At 67.8% G+C, this 10,832-nt stretch carries 11 protein-coding genes; all 11 read left to right on the plus strand.

Going from position 1 to position 10,832, the window contains the following annotated elements; all coding sequences use genetic code 11:
* On the plus strand, positions 1–156 hold a 156-nt coding region (locus H5T60_06840; protein ID MBC7242145.1), incomplete at its 5' end, for an aminoacyl-tRNA hydrolase.
* 35 nt (positions 157–191) lie between these two features.
* Positions 192–1,847 (plus strand): cobalamin B12-binding domain-containing protein, encoded by a 1,656-nt coding sequence (locus H5T60_06845; protein MBC7242146.1) that lies wholly within the window; start codon positions 192–194, stop codon positions 1,845–1,847.
* Between the two features lie 22 nt (positions 1,848–1,869).
* The gene (locus H5T60_06850; protein ID MBC7242147.1) at positions 1,870–2,982 is read left to right on the plus strand and encodes an NAD/NADP octopine/nopaline dehydrogenase family protein; all 1,113 of its coding nucleotides are present in this window, start codon (positions 1,870–1,872) and stop codon (positions 2,980–2,982) included.
* A gap of 150 nt (positions 2,983–3,132) precedes the next feature.
* Positions 3,133–3,480, plus strand: coding sequence for a ribosome silencing factor (gene rsfS / locus H5T60_06855; GenBank protein MBC7242148.1), 348 nt, complete (start codon positions 3,133–3,135; stop codon positions 3,478–3,480).
* Positions 3,481–3,558: 78 nt separating this feature from the next.
* The gene (locus H5T60_06860; protein MBC7242149.1) at positions 3,559–4,704 is read left to right on the plus strand and encodes a glycosyltransferase family 4 protein; all 1,146 of its coding nucleotides are present in this window, start codon (positions 3,559–3,561) and stop codon (positions 4,702–4,704) included.
* Positions 4,701–6,161: an oligosaccharide flippase family protein gene (locus H5T60_06865; GenBank protein MBC7242150.1), complete on the plus strand. Its 1,461-nt coding sequence runs from the start codon at positions 4,701–4,703 to the stop codon at positions 6,159–6,161. The genes H5T60_06860 and H5T60_06865 overlap by 4 nt, the downstream gene beginning before the upstream one ends.
* Complete coding sequence (locus tag H5T60_06870; protein ID MBC7242151.1) at positions 6,158–7,063, plus strand: glycosyltransferase; 906 nt, start codon at positions 6,158–6,160, stop codon at positions 7,061–7,063. The genes H5T60_06865 and H5T60_06870 overlap by 4 nt, the downstream gene beginning before the upstream one ends.
* Positions 7,060–8,010, plus strand: a complete 951-nt coding sequence (locus H5T60_06875) for a glycosyltransferase family 2 protein (GenBank protein ID MBC7242152.1) — start codon at positions 7,060–7,062, stop codon at positions 8,008–8,010. The genes H5T60_06870 and H5T60_06875 overlap by 4 nt, the downstream gene beginning before the upstream one ends.
* A complete protein-coding gene (locus tag H5T60_06880) occupies positions 8,010–9,143 on the plus strand; it encodes a glycosyltransferase family 4 protein (protein MBC7242153.1) in 1,134 nt (377 codons plus the stop codon). The genes H5T60_06875 and H5T60_06880 overlap by 1 nt, the downstream gene beginning before the upstream one ends.
* A complete protein-coding gene (locus H5T60_06885) occupies positions 9,140–10,276 on the plus strand; it encodes a glycosyltransferase family 4 protein (GenBank protein ID MBC7242154.1) in 1,137 nt (378 codons plus the stop codon). The genes H5T60_06880 and H5T60_06885 overlap by 4 nt, the downstream gene beginning before the upstream one ends.
* Positions 10,248–10,832, plus strand: a 585-nt coding sequence (locus H5T60_06890; protein MBC7242155.1) for a DUF2723 domain-containing protein, incomplete at its 3' end; no start/stop codon positions are given. The genes H5T60_06885 and H5T60_06890, both read left to right, overlap by 29 nt.

A 10,832-nucleotide genomic window follows, 5' to 3' on the forward strand; every position in this document is an offset into this window, starting at 1 on the left:
GAGCGCTTTCAGAAACTGTTGGCGCAGGCCCTGCGCCCTCGCCGGCCGCGCCTGCCGACCCAACCGCATCCGGCGGCGCGCGAGCGCCGGCTGACGGCCAAGCGCCGGCGCTCCGAGATCAAGCGCCTGCGCCGTTCGCCCCCGGACGAGCTGTAAGCCACGGCGGGCCAAGATAGCCAAGAGGGAGCAAAATGTCCAAGCAACAGCGTGTAGTGGTCGCCGCCGCCCTAGGAGAGTGTGTGCACGTGGCCGGCGTCATCAATTTCCTGCGCCTGGCGGAGCAGGCCGGCTGGAAGACAGTATTCCTGGGGCCGGCCGTGCCCATCGCGGAGGTCCTGCAGGCGGCGCGCGCTCACCAGGCGGATATGGTGGGCGTGTCATACCGGCTGACGCCGGAAACCGGCGAACGTCTGCTGGCGGAATTCGCCGAGGAGGGAGCCGACTTACATGCCGCCGGCGTGCGCTTCGTCTTCGGGGGCACCCCACCGGTGGCGGAACGGGCCAGAGCGCTCAGCGGCTTCTTCGACGCCATCTTCGACGGCTCGCAGACCACGGAGGAGGTGTTGGCATACCTGCGGGGCGCCCCCTTGGAAAGCCGGCAGGAATCCGACTATCCCCAGACCGTGGTGGAGCGCATCCGCTGGAAGGCGCCTTTCCCCATTTTGCGCCACCACTTCGGCCTGCCGACGGTGGAGGACACTATCGCCGGCGTGGCATATATCGCCGACTCGCGCCTGCTGGACGTGATCTCGCTGGGCCTGGACCAGGACGCCCAGGAGAATTTCTTCCATCCGGAGCGGCAGGACCCGCGCCGGCGAGGGGCCGGCGGGGTCCCCGTGCGCACGCCGGCGGACCTGGAGGCGATTTACGCCGCTTCTCGCCGCGGCAACTTCCCGCTCCTACGCGCCTATTCGGGCACCGACGACTTCATCCTTATGGCAGAGCTACTGGTGCACACCATTCGCAATGCCTGGTGTGCGATCCCCCTCTTCTGGTTCAACCGCATGGATGGGCGCGGGCCATGGGACTTGGAAGGCTCCATCCGCGAACATCAACGCGTCATGGCCTGGTACGCCGAACGGAACATCCCGGTGGAGCTGAACGAGCCGCATCATTGGGGCATGCGCGACGCCTCGGACGTGACCTTCGTGGTCAGCGCCTACCTGTCCGCTTATAACGCGAAGGCCTTTGGCGTGCGCGAGTACATCGCCCAAATGATGTTCAACAGCCCACCGGGGCTGTCCGACGCCATGGACCTGGCGAAAATGCTGGCCTGTCTGGAAATAGTCCAACCGCTGGAAGATGCCAATTTCCGTGTCTGGCGCCAGACGCGCATTGGCCTCCTCTCTCATCCCTTGGATGAGGAAGCAGCACGCGGACACCTGGCGGCGGCCACCTACCTGCAGATGGCCTTACATCCCCATATCGTGCACATTGTCGGACATACCGAGGCGCATCATGCCGCCACTGCGGAGGACGTTGTAGTGGCTTGCCGGGTGGCGCGACGAGCCATTGAGAATGCCCTGCGGGGCGCGCCGGATATGACCCGCGATCCCCGGGTGCAGGAGCGCAAGGAAGAGCTGATCGCGGAGGCACAGGTGACGCTGGAGGCCATCCGGGAGCTCGCCGGCCCGGGCGTCGAAGACCCCCTGCTTGACCCGGCCACCCTGGCACGGGCCGTCACCACAGGCATCTTGGACGCCCCGCATCTGAAGAACAACCCCTATGCGCGCGGCATCGCCGTCACGCGCATTGACGAACGCGGGGCCTGTGTGGCCGTGGACCCGGCCAGCGGCCGGCCCATCGCCGAGAAGGAACGCATCCAACGATTGATGCGGGAGAGATAAACCCAAAGAGGAGGGACAGACAATGGCGTTCAGCGCAAGCCGCTACCTGGTGATCGGCGCCGGCCACGGCGGCAAGGCGATGGCCGCGCATCTGGCGTTGATGGGATGCGAGGTCACGCTGTACAACCGCACCCCGGAGAATGTCGCCGGCATCGCCGCACGGGGCGGCATCGACCTGGAAAGCTATCCCAATGGGCCGCGCGGTTTCGGCAAGCTCCAGTTGGTGACCTCAGACCTGTCCCAAGCGCTGGCGCGCGCCGAGGTCATCATGGTGGTGACCCCGTCCTCGGCCCATCGGGAGCTGGCCGAACACATGGCACCCTATTTGCGGGATGGACAGATCATCATCCTGAATCCCGGCCGCACCTGCGGCGCCATCGAAGTAGCGAAGGTGCTGCGCGATGTCGGCTGTCAGGCGAAGGTGAAGATCGCCGAGGCCGGCACCTTCGTGTACGCCAGCCGCAGTGATGGGCCGGCGCAGGCCCGCATCTTCCGCATCAAGGACGCGGTGCCGCTGGCGGCACTGCCGGCGAAGGATACCCCGGAAGTGCTGGAGGCCGTGCGGGAGGCCTATCCGCAGTTCATTGACGGAGGGAATGTGCTCCAGACCAGCCTGGACAACATGGGAGCCATCTTCCATCCGGCATTGGTCATCCTGAACGCCGGCTGGATCGAATCTACCCGCGGCGAGTTCCAGTTCTACATTGACGGTGTCACCCCCTCCGTGGCCCGTGTACTGGAAGTGCTCGACAGGGAGCGGGTGACGGTGGCGGCGTCCTTGGGGATCCGCGCCCAGACCGCCCTGGAATGGCTCAAACGCGCCTATGACGCCACGGGCCCGACCCTGTACGAGGCGATCCAGAACCAGGAGGGCTATTACGGCATTATGGCGCCCAAGACCCTCCAGCACCGCTATATCTTCGAGGATATCCCCATGAGCGTGGTGCCCATCGCCGCGCTGGGTGCGCAGTACGGTGTGGCAGTGCGGGCCATGGAGGCCATCATTCGTCTGGCCTGCATCATTCATCAGACGGATTACTGGCGGCGCGGCCGGACGCCCGACAAGTTGGGCATCGCGCATCTCTCCGTGGCGGAGTTAACCCGCTACGTCATGGAAGGGGTGCTGGAGCACTGAAGCGCGGGTGCGGCCGGCGACCAAAACGGCAGTTCGTCCCGGGACCGCGGCCCTATTTGTGAGCGCTCGTCAGTTGTGCTACAATTTTGCCGGCCTGCCCGACAATGGCACGGCCGGCATCCCAATCTCACTGGGCAAAAGGAGGTGCCTCTGGAATCGTCAGCATTAGCCCGACGCATTGTGGACTTGCTGGTGGAAAAGAAGGCAACGGATACCCTGTTGTTGGACATTCGCGAGATTTCCCTCCTGGCCGACTACTTTGTCATCACGACCGGCGAGGTCGATCGGCAGATCGAGGCCATGGTGGAGGAACTTTCGGAAACCCTGAAGCACGAGGGGCGGGTCATCCCCCTCCGCGTGGAAGGGGAGGCCTCCTCCGGCTGGGTGCTGATGGACTACGGCTCGGTCGTGGTGCACCTTTTCTCGCCGGCGATGCGCGACTACTACCGCCTGGAAGACCTGTGGAAGAATGCCAGGGTGCTGGTGCGCATCCAATAGCGCCGGCGCCTCCCCATCGCCCCTGGTCCGGCTGACGCCGGCCGGCGTCCGACACGCATCCGGGTGGGGAGAGGAAGCATGAGGGTGATATATGCGGTAGGGGCGCGGCTGGCCGGCGGCGGCATCGGCAGCACCGCCTACCATGCCGCCGCCGGCATCTGGCATGCCGGCGCACTGGCCCGCCTGCTGGTCAGTTCCTCCCGTCCGACCCCCATCCCATCCTCCCTGATCCGCTCCATGGGATGGGCCGGCCGCGCCCTGAAGCGCGCCGCCCTATGGGACGCCTCTGGGCGCATCTATGCCCTGGGGGATGCCCTGTTCGACCTGTGGGCAAGCCGGCAGATCATGCCCTGCGATATCTTTCACGGCTGGAGCAGTATGTGCCGGCGCTCCCTCTCCCGCGCACGTGCCCTGGGAGCGATCACGGTCGTGGAACGTGCCTCCTCGCACTCGCTGGAACAGGATGCCATCCTGCGCCGGCTGGAAGAACGCTACGGCCCATGCCAGCGGCCCTCCCCATGGCATATCCAGCGGGCACTGGAGGAGTTCGAGCTGGCCGATTACGTGGCGGTGCCATCGGAATTCGCCCGGCAGAGCTTCATCCAGCGCGGCTTCCCTGTCCACAAGCTGTTGCTCCTCCCCTACGGTGTGGATACGGCGCGCTTCCGGCCGGCGAAGGATGAACGTCCCTCCGATCATCCCTTTCGCGCCTTGTTCGTGGGGCAGGTCACGGCGCGCAAGGGGGTGCTGGAACTGCTGGAGGCCTGGCGCCGGCTGAACTGGCGGGACGCCGAGCTGTGGCTCGTCGGCCGGCCGGACGCCCCTACCCAACGTCTCCTGCGCCCATATGCCGGCCTGCCCGGACTGCGTTGGGCCGGCTTTGTGCCCGATCCTGTGACGATGTACCAGCGCGCCGACGTCTTCGTCTTCCCCTCCCATGAAGAGGGTAGTGCCCTGGTAACCTATGAGGCCATGGCCTGCGGCCTGCCCATGATCACCACGTTTCAGGCCGGCTCCGTGGCGCGCCATGAGCAGGAGGCCCTCATCATTCCCGCCGGCGATGTGCCGGCGCTGATGGAAGCACTGGTGCGCCTGCGGGAGGATGGAAGCCTGCGCCGGCGCCTGGGACAGGCGGCGCGCCGGCACGTGGAGGACTATACCTGGGAGGCGTACGGCCGGCGGCTGGTGCAGGCCTACGCCGGCATTCTGGGACAGGAGCCATGAGCCTCGGACAGCGCGCGGTGCGGGGGACGGCCATCGTCCTGGCCAGCTCGTACACCAACATGGCGGTGGGCTTTCTGACCACGGTCCTGCTGACGCGCCTGCTCTCCCCCGACGACTTTGGGCTTATGGCACTGGCCACCTTCTTCTTTTCCTTGCTCGACCTGCGCAACAAGATGGGATTGGACTTCGCCTTTGTGCACCGCCAGCCGACCACCGATGAGCTGGTGGCCACCCACCTGGGACTGCAGTGCGCTCTCTCCCTGGGCACGATGGTCCTGGTGCTGGCGGCCTCCCCCCTGCTGGTTACGGCCGGCTACTCTCCCCGGCTCCCCTGGATCATGGCCGCGCTGGCCGGCATCGGCCTGATCGAGGCCGCCGGCACCACCCCGCGCCTAGTGCTGGAAAAGGAGCTGGCCTTTGCCCGCTCCACTGTGGTCATCACGGGTTCCCTCATCGCCGCCAACGCGCTGGCGGTCTTCCTGGCCTGGCGGGGCGCCGGCCTGGTCAGCCTGCTGGTGCAGTCGGGGGCCAACATCCTCTTCTCCACCCTGGGCCTGTGGTACATGAGCCGGCTCCGCCTGCGGCGCGCTTTTCGCCGGCAACTGGCCGGCTGGATGCTGCGCTTTGGGTTGGCTGTGGCGGTCGGTTCGGTTGCGGCGGTGGTGCTCCTGCAGTATGATTATTTCCTGGTCGGCACCTTCGTGGGCGCCACAGCGCTGGGATATTACGAGCGGGCGTACAAGATCGCCGTGTGGCCCACGGGGTTGGTCACCCATGTGGTCTCGCGCACGGCGTTCCCGACCTATGCCAAGGTGCAGGATGATCGCGGCCGGCTTTCCCAGGCCTTCAACATGACCCTGTGGCTCATCACCATGGTGGCCCTGCCCATCGCCATGGCCATGTTCGTGACCGCGCCCGACTTCGTGCGGGTGCTGTTCGGGGAGCGTTGGCTCCCCAGCGCCCAGTTGCTCCGCCTGCTGGTGGCCGTGGCCATGCTGCGGCCCCTGCTGGACGACACCGGCGCGCTCTTCAACGCTGTGGGTCAGCCGCGCCGCATCAGCACCGTGCTGGTCGTGCAGGCGGTGACGCTGGTGCTCCTGGGCACGCCCATGACCTGGCGCTGGGGGGTGATGGGCACGGCGGTGGCGGTGGGCATCGCCTTCCTCGCCGGCATCATCCTCGATTACTGGTACGTCCGCCAGGTGGTGGACCTCTCCCTGACGCAGTCCTTTGGCGTGCCGGCATTGGGCCTGGCCGCCGGCCTGTTCGTCTGGTGGGGCGGCCGGCACTTCCTGGACACCGCCGGCTGGCTCCCTCTGGCGCGGCTTATCGTCGAGGGAGGAATGAGCCTGGCGGCGTTTTACGCCGTGGCGGGTATGTTCCAACGAGCGCTGATTCGCGAGCGGCTTCGGCTGGTCTGGTCACTGTTATGGGGGCGGACGGCAAGAGGGTTATGAGCCAGGAATGGCCGTTTGTCTCGGTGGTCGTGCCCACATACAATCGGGCGAGCGTCCTGCGGCGCTGTCTGGAAGCCTTGACGGCCCAGGAGTACCCCGGCCGGCTGGAAATCATCGTGGTGGATGACGGCTCGACCGACGGGACGCCCCGGGTCGTGGGGGAATTTGCCTCCCGCGGCGTGCGCTACCTGCGCCAGGCCAATCGGGGGCCGGCGGCGGCGCGCAACCGCGGCATCTCCGCCGCCGGCGGGGAGATCATCGCCTTCACCGATGACGACTGCCTGCCGCCCCCCGATTGGGTCAGCCGGCTGGTGCAGGGGTACCTGGAACATCCGGAGGTCGCCGGCGTCGGCGGGTACCTGGCGCCGCCGGCAGAAATGCGCGACAATCCCATCGCCCAATATGAGCGCAGCCTGGGCCGGGAGGTGTACGGCGCCGGCGAAGAGGAGGTCGTCGCCGGCTTTGACTGCCCGGCCGGCGGCACGGCCAACATGTCCTACCGCCGGCAGGTGCTGGAAGAGGTCGGCGGCTTCGACGAGAGTTTCCCGTACGCCGCCGGCGAGGACGCCGACCTGAAATGGCGCATCTGTCAGCGGGGAGCACAGCTCCTGTACGTGCCGGTGCCCGTCACTCACTTACAGCCGTACAGTTGGGAGGCCTTTCACCGCCAGCAGTACACGCGGGGGCGCGGGGCAGTGCATTTCGAGTGGAAGCGGCAGGGGCATCCTCCCGGCTACGGCCGGCTCCTGCTCCGCCTGGTCAAACGCCTGCTCCAGACGGTGCCGGACCTGCTCTCGCCGGCCCATCGCCGGCTCGCCCACGTGCGCTTCCTGGCGCGCTGGTACGATCTGTTGGGACAATGGGCAGAGGTGCGCCGTCTGCGGCGGAGAGGCATCCGATGAGTGTGTGTGGGCCGTTTCCGCTGGTCTGTGTCATCGTGCTGAACTACAACGGCCGCCGGCATCTGGAATACTGCCTGCCGTCCCTGCTGGCCACCGATTACCCATCTATGCGCCTCCTGCTGGTGGACAATGCCTCGCAGGACGGTTCGGCGGCCTGGGTGCGGGAGCGCTTCCCGGAGGTGGAGATCATCGAAAGCCCGGTCAACCGCGGCTGGGCCGGCGGGAATAACCTGGGCATTGCCCGCGCCCAGGAGCTTGGCGCCGGCTACATCGCCCTGGCGAACAATGACATCCGGGTGCACCCGGCCTGGCTTCGCGCCGCGGTGCAGGCGGCGGAGACAGACCGGCGCATCGGCATCGTGGGCTTTCAGATATTTGACGCCCAGGGGAGCGGGGAGACCGCGGCGTTCGAGCAAGCCGTGCGGGGGTGGCAGGGGCCGAGCTGGGGGCCGGTGGAGGTGGTGGACGGCATGGCGATGTTAGTGCGGGCCTCGCTGTTCGACGCCTTGGGCCCCATTGACGAGGGCTTTTTCGCCTATGCCGAGGATAATGACCTGGTCATCCGGGCGCGGCGCGCCGGCTACCGCATCATCCGGGTGAACGTACCGGTGTGGCATTACGGCGGGGGCACCTTTGGCGAGCGGCTGTTGTGGGCGGCACGCCTGCAGATCCGCAACAACCTGCGGCTGGCGCTCAAGCATGAGCCGCCGGCCGGCGTGCTCTATCAACTGGCCCGGCATTTCGCCAAGGGATGTCTCCCTTTCGTGCGGGTGAACCCGCATGATTTCGCGGCGCGGCGCCTGCGGCCCTCGCATCCCATCACCAACTTCGGCATCTGGCTGTACGCGGTCGGATGGAACATCTGGCATTTGCCGGCCACCCTGCGCCAGCGCCGGCTGGACCACCAGCGCATTGCGGCCGCGCGCCGGCAGTGGGATGAGAGCTAATGCGCGTGTTGTTCATCGCCCGCTATCTCCAACGCGAACACCACCGCAAGGTCGAGGCCCTGGCGGCACAGCCCGGCCTGGACATTTGGCATGTGGCGCCCTGCTGTTGGCGGGACGAACTGCGGCGCTACCGCCAGGAAGCCGGCCGGCCGGCGGGCTACACCCTGTGCCTGGCGCGCCCCTTCCCGACGTATGACATCCACCGCTACCTGTACTGGCCGCCCGATGTGTATGCGGCGCGGGTTCGCCCGGACATCATCCATCTCGAGGATGAGCCGGACAGCCTCATCGCCTGTCAGGTGGTGCTGGCGCGCCGGCGGTGGGCACCGCGCGCCCCGCTGGTGCTCTTCACCTGGCAGAACATTCGGCGCCGCCGGCGCTGGGCCGTGGAGAAGTTGGCCCGGTGGGTGCTCTCCCAGGTGGATTTCCTCATCGCCGGCAACTCCGAAGCGCTGGAGGTCGCGCGCGCCCAGGGATATGATGGGCCGGCGGCCGTACTGCCGCAGATGGGACTGGACCCGGGGGTATTTGCGCCCGGGGACGGTGGCCGCACGCGTCATGCGCTGGGACTGGCCGGCTTTGTGGCCGGCTTCGTGGGCCGGCTGACGCCGCAAAAGGGGGTGGATATCCTCCTGCATGCCCTGGCGCGCCTGCCGGACGCATCGGCGTTGATCGTGGGCAACGGCCCAACGCGTATGGAGCTGGAGGGGTTGGCGCGGGAATTGGGCATCGCCGAGCGAGTGCGCTTCGTGCCGGCGGTGCCGGTGGAGGAAGTGCCGGCCTACCTGCACGCCATGGATGTGTTGGTGCTCGCCTCCCGCACCACTCCCAATTGGAAGGAACAATTCGGCCACGTGCTCATCGAGGCCATGGCGTGTGAGGTGCCTGTCATCGGGAGCGATTCGGGCGCCATCCCGGAGGTCATCGGGCCGGCCGGCCTGATCTTCCCGGAGGGGGATGCGGCGGCACTGGCGCAGGCCCTGGAGCAACTGCGGACCGTGCCGGCCCTACGGGAGCGGTTGGGAAAGGCCGGCCGCCAGCGGGTGCTGGAACGCTACACCCATGCACACATCGCCCGTCAGACGGCGGAGATCTACCGCCGGGCGCTGGCCGGCGGGAGGCGAAAGAGATGAGCCGGCGCGTGCTCTTCGTGGACCACGCCGACTGGATGGGCGGCGCCGAGCAGAACCTGCTCCTGCTGATGGCCCATCTGGACCGCCGGCGCTTCGAGCCGGTGCTGGCCGCCGCGCCGGCCTCTCCACTGGCGCGGGCGGCGCGGGAGCTGGGGATCGAAGTGCAGGAAGTGCCGCTGGCGCGCCTGCGCGGCCGGCGCTTCCCCGATCTGCTCCCTGTCTGGTGGAAAGGGGTCGCCGCACTGCGCCATCTCCTGCGCCAGGGAAGATTCGACATCCTGCACTCCAACACCCAGCGGGCCTCCCTTTACGCCGCGCCGGCGGCCCACCTGGCCGGCGTGCCTTTGGTCTGGCACGTCCATGACATCCATGCCGGGGAATCGCTGTACTGCCGCGCGATGAGCCGATGCAGTACAGCCATCGTGGCCATTTCATCGGCGGTGGCGGCCCCCCTGCCGGCCGGCGCACGACGCAAACTCTTCCTCATCCCCAATGGGATCGATATGCAACGCTTCCGCCCTGACGAGCCGGCCCACCGGCGACTGCGCGCCGCCATGGGCGTGCCGGAGGAGGCCCTGCTCTTGGGCAACGCCGGCTGGCTCGCCCCCTGGAAACAGGTGGAGCTGTTCCTGGAGGTCGCCCGGCGGATCGCGCCCGCACTGCCGGAGGCGCACTGCTGGGTGATCGGGGACATCCCTGATGCCCGCTACGCCGGCTATCTGGCCGGCCTGCAGGAGCAGGCCCGACGCCATCTCGGGGACCGCTGTCGCTTCCTGGGCGCGCGGGAGGATATGCCGGCGGTGATGGCAGCGCTGGACATCCTGGTGCATACGGCGCGGGCAGAACCCTTCGGCCGGGTGCTGATGGAGGCCATGGCCGCCGGCGTGCCGGTGGTGGCCTTTGCGGACGGCGGCGTGCCCGACGTTGTGCGAGACGGAGAGACCGGCATCCTGATCCCGCCGGGCGATGTGGAACGTATGGTCCGGGCGGTACAGGAGCTGGGAGCGGATGCGGAGCGCCGGCGGCGCATGGGACAGGCCGGCCGGGCACATGTCACATCCCGTTTCTCCGCCGAGGCGGTGGCCCGCCAGATGGAGCAGGTCTATGAACGCGTGCTGGCCGGCCGGCGCTGATCCCCTGCATCCAGAGCCGCGGCGTCTGGACCGGGGCGGTATCCTGGTACTCGCCCTGGCGCTGGCCCTGTATCTGGTGACGGCCGCCCCCACCGTGCTGTGGGGAGATGACGCTGAACTTCAGCGCCGCGCCGTGCTCCTGCAGTGGGATGCCGGCCCACGAGATCATCCGCTCTACATCCTCTGGGCGCATATCTTCACCTATCTGCCCTGCGGGGATCCCGCCTTCCGGGTCAATCTCTGTTCCGCCGTCAGCGGCGCCCTGGGCGCGGCGCTGGCCTATGCCATCCTACGCCGGCTGGGGGCCGGCGCGCTCGCCGCCGGCCTGGGCGCCGGCGCGCTGGCCGTGAGCCACGCCTACTGGATGCATTCCGTCCGCGCCGAGGTCTACACCACCTTCCTGGTGCTCTTCGCCGGCTTTCTGCTGGCCGGCCTCCGCTGGCTGGAGCGGAGCCGGCCGACAGCACTAGCGCTGGCCGCCTTCCTGCTGGGCCTTTCTCTTGCCGTTCACCCCGTGGCGCTGACCGCCCTGCCGGCTGTAGCGCTGTTGTTACTC

It is taken from the genome of Anaerolineae bacterium, assembly GCA_014360855.1.
In the GTDB taxonomy this organism is placed as follows: Bacteria; Chloroflexota; Anaerolineae; order JACIWP01; family JACIWP01; genus JACIWP01.

Coding starts and splice junctions, on each gene's coding strand:
- H5T60_06860 (MBC7242149.1), top strand. CDS start 3,559: ATGAGGGTGATATATGCGGTAGGGGCGCGGCTGGCCGGCGGCGGCATC.
- H5T60_06875 (MBC7242152.1), top strand. CDS start 7,060: ATGAGTGTGTGTGGGCCGTTTCCGCTGGTCTGTGTCATCGTGCTGAAC.
- H5T60_06850 (MBC7242147.1), top strand. CDS start 1,870: ATGGCGTTCAGCGCAAGCCGCTACCTGGTGATCGGCGCCGGCCACGGC.
- H5T60_06870 (MBC7242151.1), top strand. CDS start 6,158: ATGAGCCAGGAATGGCCGTTTGTCTCGGTGGTCGTGCCCACATACAAT.
- H5T60_06865 (MBC7242150.1), top strand. CDS start 4,701: ATGAGCCTCGGACAGCGCGCGGTGCGGGGGACGGCCATCGTCCTGGCC.
- H5T60_06845 (MBC7242146.1), top strand. CDS start 192: ATGTCCAAGCAACAGCGTGTAGTGGTCGCCGCCGCCCTAGGAGAGTGT.
- H5T60_06885 (MBC7242154.1), top strand. CDS start 9,140: ATGAGCCGGCGCGTGCTCTTCGTGGACCACGCCGACTGGATGGGCGGC.
- H5T60_06880 (MBC7242153.1), top strand. CDS start 8,010: ATGCGCGTGTTGTTCATCGCCCGCTATCTCCAACGCGAACACCACCGC.